At 60.9% G+C, this 19,667-nt stretch carries 19 protein-coding genes; 10 read left to right on the top strand and 9 right to left on the bottom strand.

The annotated features are described in order from the left end of the window. Both MGEO_RS16955 and MGEO_RS16960 read left to right on the top strand, forming a co-directional pair. Nucleotides 1-1,398: a trypsin-like peptidase domain-containing protein gene (locus MGEO_RS16955; RefSeq protein WP_085640541.1), complete on the top strand. Its 1,398-nt coding sequence runs from the start codon at nucleotides 1-3 to the stop codon at nucleotides 1,396-1,398. A gap of 3 nt (nucleotides 1,399-1,401) precedes the next feature. Next, on the top strand, nucleotides 1,402-2,712 hold the full coding sequence (locus MGEO_RS16960; RefSeq protein WP_085640543.1) for a replication-associated recombination protein A: 1,311 nt from the start codon (nucleotides 1,402-1,404) through the stop codon (nucleotides 2,710-2,712). Between the two features lie 3 nt (nucleotides 2,713-2,715). Here the strand turns inward: MGEO_RS16960 and MGEO_RS16965 are convergent, their stop codons facing one another. After that, nucleotides 2,716-4,080 (bottom strand): multicopper oxidase family protein, encoded by a 1,365-nt coding sequence (locus MGEO_RS16965; RefSeq protein WP_085640545.1) that lies wholly within the window; start codon nucleotides 4,078-4,080, stop codon nucleotides 2,716-2,718. Between the two features lie 102 nt (nucleotides 4,081-4,182). Between MGEO_RS16965 and crcB the strand changes: the two genes are divergently transcribed. From crcB to MGEO_RS17005, 8 genes are all read left to right on the top strand, one after another. Further along, nucleotides 4,183-4,563 (top strand): fluoride efflux transporter CrcB, encoded by a 381-nt coding sequence (gene crcB / locus MGEO_RS16970; protein ID WP_085640643.1) that lies wholly within the window; start codon nucleotides 4,183-4,185, stop codon nucleotides 4,561-4,563. Next, on the top strand, nucleotides 4,560-5,603 hold the full coding sequence (locus MGEO_RS16975; protein WP_085640547.1) for an RluA family pseudouridine synthase: 1,044 nt from the start codon (nucleotides 4,560-4,562) through the stop codon (nucleotides 5,601-5,603). Before crcB ends, MGEO_RS16975 begins: the two co-directional genes overlap by 4 nt. Next, nucleotides 5,603-6,280 (top strand): HAD-IA family hydrolase, encoded by a 678-nt coding sequence (locus tag MGEO_RS16980; RefSeq protein ID WP_085640549.1) that lies wholly within the window; start codon nucleotides 5,603-5,605, stop codon nucleotides 6,278-6,280. The genes MGEO_RS16975 and MGEO_RS16980 overlap by 1 nt, the downstream gene beginning before the upstream one ends. Continuing rightward, nucleotides 6,277-6,987 carry an ATP12 family chaperone protein gene (locus tag MGEO_RS16985; protein ID WP_085640551.1) on the top strand — a complete coding sequence of 237 codons (711 nt, stop codon included), beginning with the start codon at nucleotides 6,277-6,279 and terminating at the stop codon, nucleotides 6,985-6,987. Before MGEO_RS16980 ends, MGEO_RS16985 begins: the two co-directional genes overlap by 4 nt. A 191-nt stretch (nucleotides 6,988-7,178) precedes the next feature. After that, on the top strand, nucleotides 7,179-8,198 hold the full coding sequence (locus MGEO_RS16990) for an amino acid ABC transporter substrate-binding protein (protein WP_085640553.1): 1,020 nt from the start codon (nucleotides 7,179-7,181) through the stop codon (nucleotides 8,196-8,198). Between the two features lie 128 nt (nucleotides 8,199-8,326). Next, nucleotides 8,327-9,541, top strand: coding sequence for an amino acid ABC transporter permease (locus MGEO_RS16995; protein ID WP_085640555.1), 1,215 nt, complete (start codon nucleotides 8,327-8,329; stop codon nucleotides 9,539-9,541). A 1-nt stretch (nucleotide 9,542) separates the two neighbouring features. Then, a complete protein-coding gene (locus MGEO_RS17000; RefSeq protein ID WP_085640557.1) occupies nucleotides 9,543-10,838 on the top strand; it encodes an amino acid ABC transporter permease in 1,296 nt (431 codons plus the stop codon). 48 nt (nucleotides 10,839-10,886) lie between these two features. After that, nucleotides 10,887-11,660 carry an amino acid ABC transporter ATP-binding protein gene (locus MGEO_RS17005; protein ID WP_085640559.1) on the top strand — a complete coding sequence of 258 codons (774 nt, stop codon included), beginning with the start codon at nucleotides 10,887-10,889 and terminating at the stop codon, nucleotides 11,658-11,660. 61 nt (nucleotides 11,661-11,721) lie between these two features. Here the strand turns inward: MGEO_RS17005 and MGEO_RS17010 are convergent, their stop codons facing one another. The 8 genes from MGEO_RS17010 to ttcA all read right to left on the bottom strand — a co-directional run bounded on the left by MGEO_RS17010 (nucleotide 11,722) and on the right by ttcA (nucleotide 19,665). Further along, nucleotides 11,722-12,228, bottom strand: a complete 507-nt coding sequence (locus MGEO_RS17010) for a SixA phosphatase family protein (RefSeq protein ID WP_085640561.1) — start codon at nucleotides 12,226-12,228, stop codon at nucleotides 11,722-11,724. A 26-nt stretch (nucleotides 12,229-12,254) separates the two neighbouring features. Then, complete coding sequence (locus tag MGEO_RS17015) at nucleotides 12,255-12,908, bottom strand: ferredoxin (RefSeq protein ID WP_085640563.1); 654 nt, start codon at nucleotides 12,906-12,908, stop codon at nucleotides 12,255-12,257. Further along, the gene (gene argB, locus MGEO_RS17020; RefSeq protein WP_085640565.1) at nucleotides 12,905-13,774 is read right to left on the bottom strand and encodes an acetylglutamate kinase; all 870 of its coding nucleotides are present in this window, start codon (nucleotides 13,772-13,774) and stop codon (nucleotides 12,905-12,907) included. The genes MGEO_RS17015 and argB overlap by 4 nt, the downstream gene beginning before the upstream one ends. An 84-nt stretch (nucleotides 13,775-13,858) precedes the next feature. Continuing rightward, nucleotides 13,859-14,518 carry a ribosome biogenesis GTP-binding protein YihA/YsxC gene (gene yihA, locus MGEO_RS17025; protein ID WP_085640567.1) on the bottom strand — a complete coding sequence of 220 codons (660 nt, stop codon included), beginning with the start codon at nucleotides 14,516-14,518 and terminating at the stop codon, nucleotides 13,859-13,861. Further along, nucleotides 14,511-15,254 (bottom strand): MOSC domain-containing protein, encoded by a 744-nt coding sequence (locus MGEO_RS17030; protein ID WP_085640586.1) that lies wholly within the window; start codon nucleotides 15,252-15,254, stop codon nucleotides 14,511-14,513. Before MGEO_RS17030 ends, yihA begins: the two co-directional genes overlap by 8 nt. After that, the gene (yidC, locus tag MGEO_RS17035) at nucleotides 15,251-17,065 is read right to left on the bottom strand and encodes a membrane protein insertase YidC (RefSeq protein ID WP_085640588.1); all 1,815 of its coding nucleotides are present in this window, start codon (nucleotides 17,063-17,065) and stop codon (nucleotides 15,251-15,253) included. Before yidC ends, MGEO_RS17030 begins: the two co-directional genes overlap by 4 nt. A gap of 144 nt (nucleotides 17,066-17,209) precedes the next feature. Then, the gene (locus MGEO_RS17040) at nucleotides 17,210-18,739 is read right to left on the bottom strand and encodes a bifunctional diguanylate cyclase/phosphodiesterase (protein WP_085640590.1); all 1,530 of its coding nucleotides are present in this window, start codon (nucleotides 18,737-18,739) and stop codon (nucleotides 17,210-17,212) included. A gap of 56 nt (nucleotides 18,740-18,795) precedes the next feature. Next, nucleotides 18,796-19,665 (bottom strand): tRNA 2-thiocytidine(32) synthetase TtcA, encoded by an 870-nt coding sequence (ttcA, locus tag MGEO_RS17045; protein WP_085640592.1) that lies wholly within the window; start codon nucleotides 19,663-19,665, stop codon nucleotides 18,796-18,798. Nucleotides 19,666-19,667: the final 2 nt, after the last annotated feature.

Here is a 19,667-nt window from a genome sequence, read left to right on the forward strand (position 1 = left end):
ATGGGTGTGATCAGAGCGATTTTGTGTTGTGCGGCGCTTGTGCTGGCGTTGCCGGTTCAGGCTCAGGCGGAACAGAGCGTGCGGGTGCCGACCTCCGCCGCCGAAATCAGCCTGTCGTTTGCTCCTATCGTCAAGGAAGCCGCGCCGGCGGTGGTGAACATCTACGCCCGTCGCGTTGTCCAGACGCGGCGCAGCCCGTTTCAGGGCGATCCCTTCTTTGGGGGACTGTTTCGGGATTTCGGCGCCACGCGCCCGCGGGTGCAGAACTCACTTGGGTCCGGAGTGATCGTTTCTCCGGACGGTTATGTCGTGTCGAACTATCATGTGGTCGGGCAGGCAGATGACATTCGGGTTGTCTTGAACGACCGTCGTGAATTCGAAGCCCGCGTCCTGATCGGGGACGAGGATTCGGACCTCGCCATTCTCAAGATCGAAGCCCGGGACATGCCCTATCTCGAGTTGCGTGACAGCGATACGGTCGAGGTGGGAGAACTCGTTCTGGCAATCGGCAATCCGTTCGGTGTCGGGCAGACCGTGTCTTCGGGCATTGTGTCCGGTCTGGCGCGTTCGGGGGCCGCAACCGGCAGCGCGCGCGGCTATTTCATTCAGACCGATGCACCGATCAATCCCGGCAATTCCGGCGGGGCGCTGATCGATGTGGCCGGTCGCATGATCGGGATTAACACATCGATCCTGACCCGGTCGGGTGGATCGAACGGAATTGGTTTCGCGATACCGGCGGCACTGGTGGACCAGTTTCTGAAACAGGCGCGCGACGGGAAGACTGTCTTCGAACGGCCCTGGGCCGGTGCCACCGGTCAGCCGGTGGATGCAGATCTGTCTGACGGGCTGGGCCTGTTGCGTCCCGAGGGTGTGATCATAACGGCGCTTCATCGCGCCAGCCCCTTGGCGCAGGCAGGCATTTCCGTCGGTGATGTGATCGTTGAGGTTGCCGGGCAGCCCGTCAATACACCGGCCGAGATGCTGTTTCGAATGTCGGTTCAGGGTCTGGGTGAAACGGTCGAGATGCTGTATCTGCGTGAAGGTGAGGCGCAGCGCACGGAAGTCGCGCTGATTGCGCCTCCCGATGACCCACCCAGAGAGGCTAAAAGGCTTGGGGATCGGGATGTCCTGCCGGGGCTTGAGGTTGCCCGGATCAATCCTGCGGTCACGGCAGAGCTTGGTTTGCCACTCAGCAAGGAAGGGATCGTGGTCACGAATCCTGGGCCGATCGGGCGGCGTGTGGGTTTGCAGACGGGGGACGTGATCCGCCGCGTGGATCGGGTGATCCTGCAACGCCCGTCCGACCTTGGACCCGCGCTGCGCCAGGCCGCACCCAACATCACAATCGAAGCAGAACGTGGAGGCCAGCGGCTTCTGTTGCGGTTCCGGGCCTGACGCATGGCAGACCTGTTCGATACCGGCCCTGACGACACCGCCGAAAATGCACCCAGACCGCTGGCTGACCGGCTCCGTCCGAAAAAGCTGTCCGAGGTCATTGGGCAGTCGCAGGTCATCGGACCTGACGCCCCACTGACCGTGATGCTTGAGGCGGGCAGCCTGGGATCCGTGATATTCTGGGGGCCGCCGGGCGTCGGCAAAACAACCATCGCGAGGCTTCTCGCGGACGAAACGGATCTGCATTTCGTTCAGATCAGCGCAATCTTCTCCGGTGTTCCCGAACTGCGCAAAGTGTTCGAAGCCGCAAAGCAGAGACGCAGAACAGGGCAGGGCACGCTCTTGTTCGTCGATGAGATCCATCGGTTCAACAAGGCACAGCAGGACGGGTTCTTGCCGCATATGGAAGACGGCACGATCCTTCTGGTCGGTGCCACGACCGAAAACCCGTCGTTCGAACTGAACGCGGCTCTGCTCAGCCGGGCGCAGGTGCTTGTGCTCGAACGGCTTGAACTTGCCGATCTCGAGCGTCTTGCGCAGCGCGCCGAGGTCGAACTCGGACGCACTCTGCCGCTTGATGGCCCGGCCCGCGAGAACCTGCTCGAAATGGCGGACGGGGATGGCCGCGCGCTTCTGAATCTGGTCGAACAGGTGATGGCGTGGAACGTGGAAAAACCGCTCAACAGCGCGGCGTTGGCGCAGCGGTTGATGAAACGCGCTGCTCAGTATGACAAGTCTGGCGACGCGCATTACAATCTGATCTCGGCCTTGCACAAATCGGTGCGTGGGTCAGACCCGGATGCCGCGCTTTACTGGTTTTCGCGGATGCTGGATGCCGGCGAGGACCCCCGTTACCTGGCACGGCGCATCACGCGCATGGCGGTTGAGGATATTGGTCTCGCCGACCCGCAGGCGCAGGCGATCTGCCTTCAAAGCTGGGAAACCTTCGAACGCCTCGGAAGCCCCGAAGGCGAACTGGCGATAGCGCAGGCGCTCGTTTACATCGCGCTCGCGCCGAAATCGAACGGGGTATATGTGGCGTACAAGGCCGCGCGCGCGGCGGCACGAAAGACCGGCTCTCTTGTGCCTCCGAAACACATCCTGAACGCACCGACCCAGATGATGAAAGATCAGGGATACGGGTCTGGCTATGCCTATGATCACGACGCTGAAGACGGGTTCTCCGGTCAGGATTACTTCCCGGAAAGCATGGGGCGGACCGAGTTTTACAATCCGGTCGAGCGTGGCTTCGAACGCGAATTGAAAAAGCGCGTGGAGTATTTCGCCCGGCTCCGCGCCAAGCGAAACACCTGACAGTCAGGCCGACACCCGGATCCACGTCCCCATGCCCGCCTGATGATGGGCGAGCATGTGGCAATGGAACAACCAATTCCCCGGATTGTGTGCCTGGAACGCGATCTCCCGTGTTTCCTGCGGATTGAGCAGGATCGTATCGCGCAATGGCCCAAGCGACCCATCGGGAAGGACTTCTGCGAAATGCATCCCGTGCAGGTGCATCGCATGAGGAAACGCCGTGTCATTCGCCATGCCGACCCGGACGCTTTCCCCGCGTGACAGATCAAGAAGTGGCGTCTCGGGCCGCCCTGCGATGCCATTCAGGGCCCAGAACAGGCCGCGCCCGGCAAGTTCGCGCGCAACCAGACGTTCCCCGTCAACCTCTGCCGCCCGCATCCCTCCCATCGCGCCGCCTTCGACCAGCAGCGTCGCCGTCCGTGCGTTGGCCAGATCGATCGGGAATTCCGGGTTTGGTGGCAGGGCCGAGGGTGCATCGCGCCGAGCCCGGCTCGGTCCGCCGACCGGAAAATGCGTGATCGCATAGCCGCCATCGCGTTCGAACGTGATCAGAAATGCCTCTTCGTCATCGGTCGTGACATCCACGATGAGGTCCATGCGCTGTGCTGGCGCCAGCGTCAGTTCCTCGCCCAGAGGTTCCGGAGCAGCAAGTGGCATGCCATCCAGTGCGACCACCCACCCCTCGAACCCCTGAAGACCAAGTGTGAAGACCCGTGCATTGGCTGCACTGATCAATCTCAGACGCAGTCGCTCGCCGCGTTTGACGGGATATCCCGGGTCAATCTGACCGTTGGACAGCCACAGATTTCCGATGCGGCCCGCGTGGCTGAGGTCGTGGAAGTTGTCGAAACCGGACACGCTGCCATCACGCTCCAGCCGGATGTCGTCCAAAACGAGAACCAGATCCTGATCGACGTCGGGCGGCTCGGTTTCATCAATGATCAGAGGTCCATAAAGCCCGCGTTCCACCTGCTCCATGCTCTGGGCATGACTGTGATACCAGTATGTGCCGGCATCGGGCAGCGTGAATTCGTAGGCAAATCTGTCACCGGGGGCAATCGGGGCCTGAGTCAATCCGGGAACACCATCCATCGCATTGTCGAGCCGCAGCCCGTGCCAGTGAACCGCCGTGGCCTGCGGCAGTTGGTTTTCGACCTCGATGGACACGCGGTCGCCCTGCGTCGCACGCAGGATGCGACCGGGAAAGGTGGCGTCGAAGCTCCACAGTTCGGTGTCCGGATACTCGGCGGGCAGGATCTGCTGCCGGTGCGGTGCGGCGCGCAGAACCTGCGGGGCTGTCCGTGCCAGACCGACGCCGGGCAACAGCCCGACAGCCGCGGCACTTCCCAGAAACTGACGGCGATACATGGATGGATCCTCCCATTGATCCGCTTAAAGAGTAGGCGGCCCATGCAAAAGCGCAATGGGGCTTTGCTTGACATCTCTCAGGCTGCGCGCGACAGAGCCTGCATGTTAACAACCCTTTCTCTTGTAGCCCTTGGCGGGGCCATCGGCGCAACGCTCCGGTATCTGACCGGCGTTGGAGTCATGCGCATGTTCGGACATGGCGACTTCCCGTTGGCAATCATCACCGTCAACGTGGTTGGATCGTTCCTCATGGGCGTCTTCGTCGTGGCTGCTGCCCAGCGGGGGCTGACTCACATGTCACCCTTCGTGATGACCGGCTTGCTGGGCGGCTTTACCACGTTCTCCGCCTTTTCGCTTGAGACGATGACTCTGATCGAGCGTGGCAACATGGGGTCCGCAGCGCTCTACGTGGCGCTGTCGGTCGGATTGTCGGTCGGTGGGTTGGCTCTGGGTCTGCTGACTGCGCGGAGTGTCTTTGCATGAGCCGGGTACAAACCATAACAATCGGGCCCGGAGACGCGGACCAGCGTCTGGATCGCTGGCTCAAGCGCAAGTTTCCGCATCTGGGGCAAGGGCGCATCGAAAAGATGTGCCGTAAAGGCGAATTGAGGGTCGACGGTGGGCGGGTCAAGGCCAGCACTCGACTTTCGACCGGGCAGGAGGTTCGGATTCCACCGCTGCCGGAACCCGGCGAGGTTGCCTCTCAGCCAAAGCCTGCCGTGTCCGACAAGGATGCCGCGATGATGAAGGAGCTGGTTCTCTACAAGGACGATCACATCATCGCGCTGAACAAACCGCCCGGCCTTCCGACACAGGGAGGCAGCAAACAGACGCGCCATGTCGACGGGCTGGCCGAAGCATTGAAATTCGGGTTCGAAGAAAAACCGCGTCTGGTGCATCGGCTTGACAAGGACACCTCGGGGGTTCTGTTGCTGGCACGGACCCGCAAGGTGGCCGGTGCGCTGACCGAGGCATTTCGCGCCCGCGAGACCCGCAAGATCTATTGGGCCGCGGTTGCTGGCGTTCCCGCCCCGCAGATGGGAACCATCAAGTTCGGTCTCGTGAAAGCACCGGGACACGGCTCGGGGGGCGAAAACGAAAAGATGCGCGCCGTACACCCGCGCGACGTCGCCACAACCGAAGGCGCAAAGCACGCGACCACGGATTACGCGGTTCTCAGCGCGCTGGGCAAACGCGCCGCTTGGGTGGCGATGGTTCCGGTGACCGGACGGACCCACCAGTTGCGCGCCCATATGGCGGAGCTCGGTCATCCGATCATCGGGGATGGCAAATATGGTGGCTCCGGTCAGGAAAACCTAGGCGATGGATGGGGCGCGATGCTGGGTGGCGCGATCAGCCGGAAACTGCATCTGCATGCGCGCTCGATCTCGTTCCTGCATCCTGTCACCGGTTCGAAGCTGACCGTCACCGCGCCATTGCCGGAGCACATGCAGCGGACCTGGGAATTCCTGCAATGGGATCCGAAAGATGTCCCCGCCGATCCGTTCGAGGACCTCGAATAATGTCGCAACCGCTTCGGCTGGTGGTGTTTGATGTCGATGGCACGCTGATCGACAGCCGCGCGCATATCCTGCTGGCAATGCAGCAGGCGTTTCGGGAACTCGATCTACCCGAACCGTCCCACGCCGAGATCCTCCACGGTGTGGGCCTGTCTTTGCCTGAACTCATGCGCCAGCTTGTGCCCGATCACGGGTCAGACATGCACCTTGCCCTTGCCGACCGCTACCGGGCGCTTTCGCTCGCGCATCATGTCACGTCCGGTCAGGACGCGGTTTTCTTTCCGGGTATGCGCGCAGTGCTTGACCATTTCCACGCCGACGATTTCACGCTGATGGCCACCGCCACGGGTATGTCGCGGCGCGGATTGGATCGGATTATCGCGCAACACGGCCTGCATGGATATTTCCAGTCGACGCAGGTGGCGGACACGCACCCATCAAAGCCGCATCCTTCCATGCTCTTTTCCGCCTTGGCGGATACCGGGGTGGACCCGGACTCCGCCGTGATGATTGGCGACACCAGCTATGACATGCAGATGGGACGGGCCGCCGGCCTGCGCACGATTGGCGTCACATGGGGCAATCATGGCCCCGAACACCTGTCAGAAGCTGATATCCTCGTTTCTGACAGCGATGCACTCATTTCTGAACTCACCCGCTGGATGGAGGGTCTCTCATGAGCGAATGGGCTCCGAAACGGTTCTGGAAGAAAGCCGAAACCGCCAAAACCGAGCAGGGATACAGCGTCCTTCTGGACGGGCGTCCCGTCCGCACGCCGGCCAAGGCGCAGCTCCACGTGCCAAGCGTCGCCATTGCAGACCGGATTGCGGCCGAGTTCGATGCACAGGAAGACCGCATCGACCCCCGCACCATGCCGTTTACCCGCACGGCCAATGCGGCTGTCGACAAGGTGTCGATCCAGCATTCCGAAGTCGCTGATATGCTCGCCGATTACGGCGACAGCGATCTTCTGTGCTACCGCGCGTCTTCGCCTGACGAACTGGTCGAACGACAGGCCGAACAATGGGATCCGCTGCTCGATTGGGCGGCAGAAGCCCTGAACGCGCGGTTGCATCCAAGGGTTGGCGTCATACACGATCCTCAGGACACAAGTTCCCTGAAGACTCTCAGAACGCGCGTCCACGCGTTGAACAATTTCGAACTGGCGGCATTCCACGATCTTGTCTCGATCAGCGGATCGCTTGTGATCGGGTTCGCCGCAAAGGCGCGCGCTTTCGATGCGATTCAGCTCTGGAATGTATCGCGCCTCGATGAGCTTTGGCAGGAAGAGCAGTGGGGCCGTGACGAGGAAGCTCACGAAATGGCCGAACACAAAAAGGCTGCCTTTTTGCACGCCGACTGCTTCATGAGACTGCTGGACGAATAATCTCTGGACTGACGTTAGGGAAAGTCGGGCGAGCTGACCAAAAAATAGGCTATTCGGCTTGACCTCTGCGAATGAATCCCCACAAAATCGGTGCCATCGCGAGTGGGGGCTTCCCTACTTTCGTCGCATGGGCGTTTATGCGCTCGTCAGAAACCGCGCCTGAAGGTGCGGGCTAACAGGAAGAGGTAAACATGAAAAAACTTGCAATTCTTGGCGCGATGACCGCGGCTGGCCTGTCGGCTGGCGTTGCGTCGGCTGCCACGCTTGACGACGTCAAAGCACGCGGCAAGCTGAACTGCGGCGTGACCACCGGTCTCGTCGGATTTGCAGCGCCGAACGCAAATGGCGAATGGGAAGGTTTTGACGTTGGTGTCTGCCGTGCCGTTGCCGCTGCTGTTCTCGGCGACCCGACCGCGGTCGAATTCGTACCGACCACAGGTAAGACACGCTTCACAGCCCTCGCTTCGGGCGAGATCGACATGCTCGCACGGAACACCACCTGGACGTTCTCGCGTGACGTCGACCTCGGCTTCGAGTTCGTCGGCATCAACTACTACGACGGTCAGGGCTTCATGGTTCCGAAGGAACTGGGTGTGTCCTCGGCGAAAGAGCTGGATGGCGCAACCGTCTGCATCCAGACCGGTACCACCACCGAGCTGAACCTCGCGGACTTCTTCCGTGCCAACAACATCAGCTACGAGCCGGTCCCGATCGAAACCAACGCTGAAGCACAGCCGCTGTACCTCGAAGGTGCGTGCGACGTTTACACAACCGACGCATCCGGCCTTGCCGCGACCCGCGCCGCGTTCGAAAATCCGGGCGACCACGTCGTTCTGCCGGAAATCATCTCGAAAGAGCCGCTGGGTCCGCTCGTCCGTCACGGCGACAACCAGTGGGGCGACATCGTTCGCTGGAGTCTGAACGCGCTGATCGCGGCTGAAGAACTGGGCGTGACCTCGGCAAACGTTGCAGAAATGTCCGCAGCTGCAGGCAGCAACCCGGAAATCAACCGTCTGCTGGGCACCGAAGGTACGCTGGGCGAAATGCTCGGCCTCGAAGCGGACTGGGCCGTCAAGGCGATCTCCGCTGGTGGCAACTACGGTGAGCTGTTCGAAAAGAACATCGGTGAGAACACACCGATCGGTCTGGCACGGGGCCTGAACGCACAGTGGACTGAAGGCGGTCTGCTCTACTCCCCGCCCTTCCGCTAAGACAGTGACTACGGAAAAGGGCGCGGATCACTCCGCGCCCTTTTTCAAATCAAAGAACACGCCTTCGGATCAGGCAGCAGAGCGCGTTAAGCGCCGCCAAGAGAATCCGGAAAAACAGGGATAACAAAATGTCCACGATATCAGACCCACCATCGGGGTCGTTTCAGCTGTCCATGCTGATCAACGACACGCGGTACCGGTCCTACACGTTCCAGTTTATCGCTCTCATCCTGCTGATTCTGGCCTTCGGCTACCTCGGCTCAAACCTTCTGGCCAACCTTAAGGCCGCTGGTCTGAACATCTCCTACCAGTTTCTCGGAGAGCCTGCAGGCTATGACATCAACCAGACGCTGATCCCCTATACCAGCCAGTCGACCCACTGGCAGGCGTCCCTCGTCGGTGTGCTCAACACGCTGCTGGTTGCCTTCCTCGGCTGTCTGATGGCGACCGTCATCGGGGTTGTGGTGGGCGTTCTGCGGCTGAGCGACAACTGGCTTGTGCGGCAGCTGATGTCGATCTACGTGGAAATCTTCCGCAACGTGCCGGTCCTTATCTGGATCCTGATCATCATGGCGGTCTTCATCGCGGTCCTGCCGCAGCCGCGCGATTTCCGGGGCGAGGACGCAGAAGCATCGATGGTGCTGGGCATGTTCGCATTCACCGGTCGTGGCTTCTATACCCCGGCACCGATCTTCGGCGTCGGCTCGGGTTTCGTGGTGGCCGTGTTCCTTGCTTCAATTGCCGGCATCTTCGCGTTCCGCAACTATGCCAAGAAAGCGCTGTATGAGCGGGGGCGACTGATCCCGACTTTCTGGCCGTCGGTGGCGATTTTCTTTATCCCGTCGATCCTTGCCTACTTCATCCTCGGCCGGCCCATTTCTCTGGAATATCCCGAACTCAAGGGCTTCAACTTCCAGGGTGGCATCTTCATGCGCAACTCGCTGATTGCGCTGTGGTTCGCTCTGTCCATCTACACGGCGGCGTTCATCGCCGAGAACGTGCGCGCCGGTATTCTTGCTGTCAGCAAGGGCCAGACCGAAGCAGCGGCGTCCCTCGGGCTGCGTCCGGGCCGGATCATGAATCTCGTGGTGCTGCCTCAGGCGCTGCGCGTGATCATTCCGCCGCTGATCTCTCAGTACCTGAACCTGACCAAGAACTCGTCTCTGGCGATCGCGGTGGGCTACATGGATCTGACCGGCACGCTGGGCGGCATCACGCTCAACCAGACCGGCCGCGCGATCGAGGCGATCTTCCTGCTCATGCTGTTCTACCTCGCCATCTCGCTTGCGATCTCGGCGATCATGAACGTCTACAACAACGCCGTTAAGCTGAAGGAGCGCTGAGATGTCAGATACACATGCACAGACAGTCGCTTTCGTCCGCGAGACGATGTTGCCCGAGCAGCCACCCCCCGCCTCCGAGGCCGGGGTCATCAAGTGGATGCGCGAGAACCTGTTCAAAGGCTGGTTCAACTCGATCCTGACGATCCTGTCGCTCTACTTCATCTTCAAGATCGTGACCGGCGCCTATCCGTGGTTCGCAAACGGTATCTGGACGACGAGTTCGCTTGCGGAGTGTCGTGAGATCCTCGATGGCGCGACGGGGGCCTGTTTCTCGGTTCTGACAGAGCGCTGGAACCAGCTTCTGTTCGGGTTCACATACCCGCCCGAAGCCTACTGGCGTCCGACCCTCGCCTTTGTGCTGCTGATCGTTGCAATTGCACCGGTTCTGTATCCGAAGGCCCCGCGTCAGATGCTTTTCTTCACCGGCATCTATCCCTTCCTGGCCTACTGGCTGATCTGGGGTGGCACATTGCTCACTCCGCTGATGGTGCTGCTTGGGTTCGTCGCTGGCTACTTCGCGTTCAAGCAGTTCGAACGCCAGAGCTTTGCCATGGGGCTGGTCGCGGGTGTGATTGCCGCTATCGTGGTGATCTGGGCGGGCGGTGTCGTTCCGGCGTCGATGCCCGATGTGCTGGCCATTCAGGCGATCCCGTCCCGCGATCTGGGCGGCTTCATGCTGAACATGATCCTCGGCACTGTCTGCGTATCGCTGTCCCTGCCGCTCGGGATTCTTCTTGCGCTGGGACGCCAGTCCTCCATGCCGATCATCAAATGGATCTGCGTGATCTTCATCGAGTTCATCCGGGGTGTTCCGCTAATCACGCTGCTCTTCGTCGCAAACGTGGTGCTGGCCTACTTCTTCCCGCCCGATGCGAATATCGACCTCGTGCTGCGTGTGATCATCATGATCACCATGTTCTCGGCTGCCTATATTGCCGAAGTGATCCGTGGTGGTCTCGCAGCACTTCCGCGTGGGCAGTACGAAGCAGCCGACAGCCTTGGTCTGGACTATGCACAGTCGATGCGTCTGATCATCCTGCCGCAAGCGCTCAAGATCTCCATTCCGGGTATCGTGAACGTGGCGGTGGGCCTGTTCAAAGACACCACGCTGGTGTCGGTGATTTCGATGTTCGACCTCGTGGGGATGATCCGCGGGCCGATCCTCGCATCGACGGAATGGAACGGTGTCTATTGGGAACTCTGGGGCTTTGCGGTCTTCGTGTTCTTCATCGTCTGCTTCAGCATCTCGAAATATTCACAGTGGCTCGAGCGTCAGCTTGCCACCGATCACCGATAATGCCCTCCGGTCGCGACTGCGATAGGGCAAGATACAGGAGGCCAATCCATGGCTGATACTGCACATGCACAAATGGCTGTCTCGGATGAGGTGGCGATCCAGATTGAAAATATGAACAAGTGGTACGGCACGTTCCACGTCCTTCGTGACATCGACCTGACGGTGTACCGGGGCGAACGGATCGTGATTGCGGGGCCCTCCGGGTCCGGCAAGTCGACGCTGATCCGCTGCATCAACGCGCTGGAAGAGCACCAGAAGGGCTCGATCACGGTTGATGGCACCCTGCTGTCCTCGGACATCAAGAACATCGACACGATCCGCTCCGAGGTTGGGATGGTGTTTCAGCACTTCAACCTGTTCCCGCATCTGACCATTCTGGAAAACTGCACGCTGGCCCCGATCTGGGTGCGCAAGATCCCCAAGCGCGAGGCCGAAGAGACGGCGATGCACTTTCTTGAGAAGGTCAAGATCCCCGAGCAGGCCAACAAGTATCCCGGTCAGCTCTCGGGTGGTCAGCAGCAGCGTGTGGCGATTGCCCGCTCGCTCTGCATGCGGCCGCGCATCATGCTGTTCGACGAACCGACATCGGCGCTTGACCCGGAAATGATCAAGGAAGTGCTCGACACGATGGTGAGCCTCGCGGAAGAGGGCATGACCATGCTCTGCGTGACGCACGAGATGGGTTTTGCCCGTCAGGTCGCCAACCGCGTGATCTTTATGGATGCGGGCCAGATCGTGGAACAGAACGAACCGGAAGAGTTCTTCAACAACCCGCAGAACGATCGGACCAAGCTCTTCCTGAGCCAGATCCTCGGCCACTGACGCGTCTGTACCGAATGAAAAAGCCCCGGACGACAGTTCGGGGCTTTTTTCGTCAAGAGATCTATCCAGCCTCCTGTGCCGCGATGACCTCGCGCGGGATGGCGAAATCATCGCAGATCCCGGTGCCCGGCAACAGGTATCCCCAGTCGGTGATGTCGAACCGGATCAGGCTGGTGGCGCAGGTGGGATAATCCGAGAAACGGGGATGATCGGGCGGCTCGGCCACAAGCTGCTGCGCGCAGTCGGCAATGCCGTAGTTATGACCCAGCAGCAAAACGCAGTCACCGCTTGCGCCACGCAGGACATCGATGATCTCGTCCCCTTCGGCCAGGTAAAGGGCCCGCTCAAAGCGCGTCTCCACCTTGGGCAGTCCAAGCAGATCAAGCGTTTGTCGTGTGCGGGTGGATGATGAACACAGGACTTCGTCAGGCAGCCAACCCTGATCGCGCAGCCAGGCCCCCATCGCCGGTGCGCTGGCCTGACCTCGCTTGTTCAGGGGGCGGCTGTGATCATCCCCGCTGGCCGACCAGTCCGATTTGGCATGGCGCATGAGGATCAGTCTTTTCACGGTGAACCGCCTTTCCCTGGGTCGGTTCACTCTCCCAAAAATGCGCGCATGTGGAAAGCGGATTGTTCCGTCAGCCTGCCGAACCGGGCTGAAACAGGGCATGCCCTGCGGACAAGACAACCCTCGCGGCAGGCTGCGCCGTTGGCTGACTTCAGATGCGCAACGCAGGCTGGGACGTCATAATCCTGACCCGGAGCCAGCGCACCGACCGGGCAAGCCGTCTGGCAGGGTTTGTCCTCACAGGTCGGACACGGATTAGCGGGTGTCCCGGGCAGGTCGAGCATTGTTGGCAGCGCCAGCGCAGACCGGAAGCTGATGAACAGACCGGCTGTGTCATGCACCAGCAATGACACCGGGGATGACCAACTGGTGCCGCAGCGCGCGGCCCATCGCAGGAATGGCGCGTAGGGTGGACCATCATAGGGAAAGATCCCTGTCGCTCCGAAGGGCGCGCCCAGACCGCCCGTCACGCGTTTTGACCATCGATCCAACGGATGTGGTCGCCCGTCGCGGTATTCCGCAGACGATTTGAACAGATCCCAGAAGCCCGGCTCATCCGGACCCAGCAGCACAAGTGTGCCCGTTCCCTCCGGAGCTGCATCTTCAGGGGCGGGGTGCAAGGCCCCGCGCACCGCCAGTCCAAGCGGTCGCGCGGTCCGATCCAGTTCGTCCAGTGTCACCGGACGGGACGGATCAGGGACCCGGCCCCATGTTCTGTAAACAGTTCGAGCAGACACGCGTTGGGTACGCGTCCGTCAAGGATCACCACGGCGCGCACGCCGTCCTCAATGGCTTTGAGTGCGGTCTCGGTCTTGGGGATCATGCCACCGGCAATGGTGCCGTCAGCGATCATCGCCTCGACATCTTCGGGAGTCATCGCGGTGACCACATTGCCGTCCCGGTCTTTCACGCCGCTGACATCGGTCAGAAGCAGAAGCCGGTCGGCCTTGAGCGCCCCGGCAATCGCACCTGCCGCCGTGTCGCCATTCACGTTGAAGGTTTCGTTCGGCTGCATCCCCGTCGCGACGGGGGCAACCACTGGGATGATTCCCGCCTTGAACAGATCGCGAAGCACCTGCGGATTCATTTCGACCGGCCGTCCGACAAACCCCAGTTCGGGATCGTCCGCCTCACAGACCATCAGATCGTCATCCTTGCCCGACAGACCGACAGCGCGGCCGCCCTCATCCATGATCGCCTGAACGATCCGTTTGTTCACAAGGCCGGTCAAAACCATCTCAACCACCTGAACAGTGGCCTTGTCAGTGACCCGCTTTCCGCGCACGAAATCCGATTTGATGCCCAGCTTGGTCAGCATGTCATTGATCATCGGCCCGCCGCCATGCACGACAACGGGGTTGATCCCGACCTGCCGCATCAGGACGATGTCGCGGGCGAATTCCGCCATGGCGTCGTCGTCACCCATGGCATTTCCGCCGAATTTCACAACGACGATGGCCCCCGCGTAACGCTGCATGTACGGCAGGGCCTCGGACAGGGTGCGGGCGGTTGCGATCCAGTCGTGGTTCATATCTCGGGATTTCATGTTTGTTCTCGATCAAAACCGGACCTGTGCCCGGCGCTCACCTTGTGTGCGTCAAGGCTTCCCCGGAGGCAAGCCGTTTTCCCCTCACGCGATTCCGGCGATGATGCTGCGCAGAGTTGCGATGCCGTCGCCCTTGTCGCTGCTGGTCAGCACCAGTTCGGGATAGGCTGCCGGGTGTTTGGCCAGCTTGCCGCGCACCTGCTTCAACAGCCCCTCGTACTGCGATGGTTTGATCTTGTCGGCCTTGGTCAGAACAACCTGGAATGTGACCGCGCTCTTGTCGAGCAGCGTCATGATCTCTTCATCGACGGGTTTGATCCCGTGCCGACTGTCCACCAGAACAAAGGCGCGACGCAGACTGGCGCGGCCGGACAGGTACTGCTTGAGCAGCGCCTGCCACTTCTCGACAACCTTGACCGGCGCGTTGGCATAGCCATAGCCGGGCAGGTCGACGAGATACCGTTCGTCTCCAAGGGTGAAGTAGTTGATCTCCTGCGTCCGCCCCGGCGTGTTCGACGCCCGTGCCAGCGCCTTGCGGCCTGTGATCGCGTTGATCAGAGAAGACTTCCCGACATTCGATCGTCCGGCAAAGCACACCTCGATGCGGTCGTCGGGCGGCAGACCCGACATGGCCACAACGCCCTTGAGGAAATCCACTTCGCCCGCAAAGAGCTTGCGCCCGGTCTCACGACTGATGTCGTCGGGTTCTTCGGCCAAGGGAAAAGGAAGCTGGTTCTCAGACACGGGACACCTCGTCGCCTTCACGGATCTGGCCACCCTCGATCACTTCTGCACGGACCGAGAAATCCTGATGGCCCCAACTGTCCAATGCGCTCAGAACGTCTGCATCGCGCTTGCCGGTCTCGGGGTTGCTGTGGGTGGATTTGCAGCGGTCCGTCCGCTCACGGATCCGCAGGACCGTTTCACCGATCCGAACGTCCCGGCCGTCCCAGTCGAATTCCTCCCACGGGGCAAGCCCGTCGATCCAGATATTCCCGCGCCAGCGCAGATGGGACAGGGGGCGTCCGACCCGTTGCTCGACGGCCCGGTGAGACGCGTGATTGCACAGCGTCACACTTGGAAAGTCGCTGTCCGTGAATGCGGGGCCCTGTGCCCGGATCAGCCGGGCGGGCTGCAACGTGTCCTCCGGGACAATCGCGCTGATCCACGCGAAGAACTCTGCACTGTCATGGTCCGGGTCAAACCTCAGCGGTTCGCGATCCGGGTGCTGGAGCGTGATCAGACCACTGTCCTCGTCATACGTGGACGTAACCGCCATGAGGCTCGCGATCTTGGCAACCCGGCAGAAGTGGCCACAGCTGACCCACTCGCTGCCATCGGCTTTGGACCGTTCATGTGCAACGGCCCAGACCCGGTCGAGGGGCAACGCCTTGCCTGCGCTGAGCATCACCGAGTTCAGGCGTTCCCGACCGTGGCTCTTGATCGGGTGGCGCCAGATCTCGGTGACGGTCGCGGTCATTTCTGGCCTGTCTTCGAACTGCGTGACAGGCTCGACTTGATGTTGCCGAACACGTCGGGCTTATACCCCTGTGACCGCATGATCAGGTACTGCTGGGTAAAGGTGATCGTGTTGTTGGCGATCCAGTAGACGACCAGCCCGCTGGCAAAGCCGCCCAGCATGAACATGAACACCCACGGCATCCAGGCAAAGATCATGGCCTGTGTCGGATCGGTGGGCGCCGGGTTCAGCTTCTGTTGCAGCCACATGGAGATACCCAGAAGCAGCGGCAGGATCCCGATGAACACCAGTGCGAGAAGCGATCCCGGTGTCGGTGCCGCCCAGGGCAGCAACCCAAAGAAGTTGAAGATCGAGGTGGGGTCGGGGGCAGAAAGATCCTGGAACGGGCCAAGCCAGGGCGCATGACGCAGTTCAAGCGTGACGAAGATCACCTTGTAGAGCGAGAAGAAAATCGGAATCTGAAGAAGGATGGGCAGACAGCCCGAGGCCGGGTTCACCTTTTCCTTCTTGTAAAGCTCCATCATCTCCTGCTGGAGCTTCTGACGGTCTTCTCCGGCACGCTCCTTGATCTTTTCCATTTGGGGCTGAAGCTCTTTCATCTTCGCCATCGAAACGTAGGACTTGTACGCCAGCGGAAAGAGGATGGCCTTGATGATCAGCGTCAGGCCGATGATGGCCCAGCCCATATTGCCGATCAGCAGGTTCAGATTGTGCAGCAGCCAGAAGATCGGCTTGGTCAGGAAGAAGAACCAGCCCCAGTCGATGCTGTCGATGAAGCGATCGACGCCGCGGTTCTGGTACTCCCGGATGGTTTCCCATTCCTTCGCTCCGGCGAAAAGCTGGGTCGCGACTTCCTGCGTCTGCCCCGGCGCGATGGTCACCGTGGGCTGAACTGCCTCGGTCTGATAGATGTTGCTTGCTGCGTTGTATTTCGCGACCTGGCGGAAGGCGGTGCCGTTTTCCGGAATGACAGAGGTCATCCAGTAGTGATCGGTGAAGCCGATCCAACCGCTTTCGGTTACCTGCGTGACCTCGGCCTGCGCACCTTCAGAGGGCACAACGGCAAAGTCGGTCATGTCGTCGTAGTCGATCTCGGCCAACGTGCCGTCAGCCATGGCGACAACGCCTTCATGAAGGATGAAGAAATTCTTGAGTTCCACCGGCTCTCCATGCCGGGCAATCAGGCCGTAGGGCGCAAGTGTCAGTGCCGCGTCGCCGGTGTTCTCGACCGACTGCGTCACCGTGAACATGAAATCCTCGTCCACCGCGATGGTGCGCCGGAAGGTGGCACCTGCAGGGCTGTCCCAGCGCAGGGTGATCGGGCTGTCGTGCGTCAGGGTTTCACCGGTCTCAAGCGTCCAGTCGGTCAGCACGCTTGGCACGTCGTCCAGGGTCAGCCCGCCACCGGGCGCCCATCCGAACAGCGCATAATAGGGGTTTGCAGATCCGACCGGGTTCAGCAGGCGGACGATGTCAGCATCGTCTGCGCGGGTGACGCGGTAGTCCTTCAGGGACAGGTCGTCGAGCCGCCCACCGGCCAGCGAGATCGAGCCGGTCAGGCGCCCGGTTTCGATCGGCACACGCGGGGCGTCGGCAACCTCTGTCGCACCTGTCTGCGTCGCGGCAGGCTGGTTCGCCGGGGCCGCCTCAGGCGTTGTGGCCACGGTCGGAGCCTGCGCTTCGGTTGCGGTCGGCAGAGCCGTTTCCGGATCCAGCGTCGGCTCGGGCGGCGGGAACAGGACAAACCAGCCCAGAATGACCGCAAAACTCAGCGCTGTCGCGATAAGAAGGTTCTTGTTCTGATCGTCCATTTGGGACCGCCACCTGTGGTTTTCGGATTACCGCCGCGTTCAACAGGCACTGTGCCTGAAGGTCAAGCGGATTCACAGGAAAGACAGGTCGGTGCGGCATTTCTTCAGCAGGAATTTACTGCTCTGCTACTGACGTCACCGGCCTTATTTCACGCGGCGGAGTTTGGGATGTGCCTCCGGCGCGTTGGTGTTCTGCCGCTCTGACAGCCAGGCCGACATCTCCGCTGCCGGGGCAGGGTGGGCGAACAGAAACCCCTGACCAAGCGCAAATCCCGCGTGCTTCAATGCGCCGTTTTCACCCACGGTCTCGATCCCTTCGGCGAGGACCTCAAGACCAAGACGGTCGGTCATCGAGACCAATGCCGAAAGCATTTCCCGCTTGTCCTCATGTCGATCCGCTTCTCGAATGAAGCTGCGGTCGATCTTGACCCGTGTGACCGGAAAGCGTCTCAGCATCTGTATGGATGCAGAACTGGTTCCGAAATCGTCCAGTTCGTTCCTGCATCCGGCCTCTGCCAGACTGCGCAGGTTGTGACAGGTGACATCGTCTGTATCCGCCGCAATCACATCCTCCAGCACTTCGATCCCAAGCCGGTGTGCGGGCACTTCGTGGCGATCCAACAAGGCCAGAACATCGTCGGAAAAGGACGGCATCTGCAATTCGCAGCCCGATACGTTCACGCTGACTGAAGGCACGTGCAGGCCTTCACTGTCCCATACGCGCAGAGCCGCAAGCGCGTCAGAGAGGATGATCTGGCCGAGGCGGGGCAACGTTCCGCTGGCGGCGACCAGAGGCAGAAACTCTGAGGGCAGCAGGGTGCCGCGCGCAGGATGATCCCAGCGGGCCAAGGCCTCCACCCCGACAACTTCGCCGGACAGCAGATTGACCTGTGGTTGGAAAAACGCCTGTATCTGTCCCGCGTCAAATGCCGTCCGGAGATCATCCCTGAGACTGTGGCGCGACTTTACCTTCCGGGAGAGCTTGTCAGACCAGACCCTCGTCCCCGAGGGATCGGTCAGTGCGGCATCCTCCAACGCCTCGACTGCCGAAGCCAGCCAGATCTGTGCCGTTACATTGCGCCCAAAGGTCAGGGACGACGCCACACCCATGGCAACCGACAGATATTGCCGTGTGCCAGCGACGGACAGCGGCGCTTCGGCTGCCGCGCGCAGCCGTTTTCCCAGATCAAGAAGGCTGTCCAGCTTGAGACGAAATCCCGGCGCGATCAGCACCGTGAAGCGGGTATCCCCCGTCTGAAACACCTGATCGCCCTGCCGCAAGGCCGAACGCAACCGCGCTTTGACAACCTGCCGCGCCTCTTGCGCAGCATGGTCCCCAAACGCAGGACCGATTTCGGAAAGCCCGGACAGCGACAGCTGGAAACAGGCGGTCGTCTGTCCGTTATGCTGTGCGATTTCGAGAAATTGCTGCGACACAACATCCGGACCGGGAGGGACGTCGGCCGCCATATACCCCACCGGAGCGAGGCGGCCGAAACCGCCTGTCAGTGCGTATAGCAAGGGGGTCACCAAGGCGCAGAGCACCAACAGAACCTCGCCCCCGCCCCAATAGGCCGACAGGCAGATCGCGGGAAGAAACGCCAGCATGTGCGGGCCGTAAATCCCCCGTTTCAACACGTCCGAAACCTGTTTGAACGTCTGTTCGATCTGCATGCCGAGCCCGCCCGTTTGCCTTTCCGGGACGGTGGCGGGAAATGGTAACGCGCGGCTTAACGCAGCTTGGGAATGTCCGGAGAATTGTCGCTATCTTCGGGTGTGTTCAGAGAAAGCCCTTTGAAATCAAATAGCCTTTCATCCAAAAGATGTGACGGTCGCGCGTTGGTCAGCGCCCGAAACATGACCTGACGGCGACCAGGGCTGTTCTTTTCCCAGGTGTCCAGGATCGCCTTGACCTGTTGCCGTTGCAGCCCGTCCTGACTGCCGCAGAGATCGCAGGGGATGATCGGATACTTCATCGCGTTGGCGAATTTCTCGCAGTCGGCTTCCGCGACATGGGCGAGCGGTCGATAGACGAACAGATCACCGTCCTCGTTGACCAGTTTCGGCGGCATCGTGGCCAGCCGTCCACCGTGAAACAGGTTCATGAAGAAAGTTTCGAGGATATCGTCCCGATGGTGCCCCAACACCACGGCCGAGCATCCTGCTTCCCGGGCGATCCGGTAAAGATTGCCGCGCCTCAGCCGTGAACAGAGCGCGCAGTATGTGCGCCCCTGCGGTACCTTGTCGACAACGATGGAATAGGTGTCCTGGTATTCGATCCGATGTGGAACGCCCATCTTTTCGAGGAATTCCGGCAGCACGGTTGCGGGAAAACCCGGCTGCCCCTGATCGAGGTTGCAGGCCAGTAGATCGACCGGCAAAAGCCCGCGCCATTTCAGCTCGTGCAGTACGGCAAGCAGCGTATAGCTGTCCTTTCCGCCCGAAAGGCACACCAGCCAGCGCGCATCGCGCTCGATCATGCCGTACTGTTCCACTGCCTCGCGCACGTTTTGCACGATGCGCTTGCGCAGCTTCTTGAACTCGGTGGTCTTGGGAGCACCGTAGAACAGCGGGTGGATATCGTCGGCATCATCAAGCATGC

Source organism: Marivita geojedonensis (genome assembly GCF_002115805.1).
GTDB classification, from domain to species: Bacteria; Pseudomonadota; Alphaproteobacteria; order Rhodobacterales; family Rhodobacteraceae; genus Marivita; species Marivita geojedonensis.

What these genes read in the sequence shown, in the direction of transcription:
- MGEO_RS16955 (WP_085640541.1), top strand. Translation starts at nt 1, where the DNA reads ATGGGTGTGATCAGAGCGATTTTGTGTTGTGCGGCGCTTGTGCTGGCG.
- MGEO_RS16960 (WP_085640543.1), top strand. Translation starts at nt 1,402, where the DNA reads ATGGCAGACCTGTTCGATACCGGCCCTGACGACACCGCCGAAAATGCA.
- MGEO_RS16965 (WP_085640545.1), bottom strand. Translation starts at nt 4,080, where the DNA reads ATGTATCGCCGTCAGTTTCTGGGAAGTGCCGCGGCTGTCGGGCTGTTG.
- crcB (WP_085640643.1), top strand. Translation starts at nt 4,183, where the DNA reads ATGTTAACAACCCTTTCTCTTGTAGCCCTTGGCGGGGCCATCGGCGCA.
- MGEO_RS16975 (WP_085640547.1), top strand. Translation starts at nt 4,560, where the DNA reads ATGAGCCGGGTACAAACCATAACAATCGGGCCCGGAGACGCGGACCAG.
- MGEO_RS16980 (WP_085640549.1), top strand. Translation starts at nt 5,603, where the DNA reads ATGTCGCAACCGCTTCGGCTGGTGGTGTTTGATGTCGATGGCACGCTG.
- MGEO_RS16985 (WP_085640551.1), top strand. Translation starts at nt 6,277, where the DNA reads ATGAGCGAATGGGCTCCGAAACGGTTCTGGAAGAAAGCCGAAACCGCC.
- MGEO_RS16990 (WP_085640553.1), top strand. Translation starts at nt 7,179, where the DNA reads ATGAAAAAACTTGCAATTCTTGGCGCGATGACCGCGGCTGGCCTGTCG.
- MGEO_RS16995 (WP_085640555.1), top strand. Translation starts at nt 8,327, where the DNA reads ATGTCCACGATATCAGACCCACCATCGGGGTCGTTTCAGCTGTCCATG.
- MGEO_RS17000 (WP_085640557.1), top strand. Translation starts at nt 9,543, where the DNA reads ATGTCAGATACACATGCACAGACAGTCGCTTTCGTCCGCGAGACGATG.
- MGEO_RS17005 (WP_085640559.1), top strand. Translation starts at nt 10,887, where the DNA reads ATGGCTGATACTGCACATGCACAAATGGCTGTCTCGGATGAGGTGGCG.
- argB (WP_085640565.1), bottom strand. Translation starts at nt 13,774, where the DNA reads ATGAAATCCCGAGATATGAACCACGACTGGATCGCAACCGCCCGCACC.
- MGEO_RS17030 (WP_085640586.1), bottom strand. Translation starts at nt 15,254, where the DNA reads ATGACCGCGACCGTCACCGAGATCTGGCGCCACCCGATCAAGAGCCAC.
- yidC (WP_085640588.1), bottom strand. Translation starts at nt 17,065, where the DNA reads ATGGACGATCAGAACAAGAACCTTCTTATCGCGACAGCGCTGAGTTTT.
- MGEO_RS17040 (WP_085640590.1), bottom strand. Translation starts at nt 18,739, where the DNA reads ATGCAGATCGAACAGACGTTCAAACAGGTTTCGGACGTGTTGAAACGG.
- ttcA (WP_085640592.1), bottom strand. Translation starts at nt 19,665, where the DNA reads ATGCTTGATGATGCCGACGATATCCACCCGCTGTTCTACGGTGCTCCC.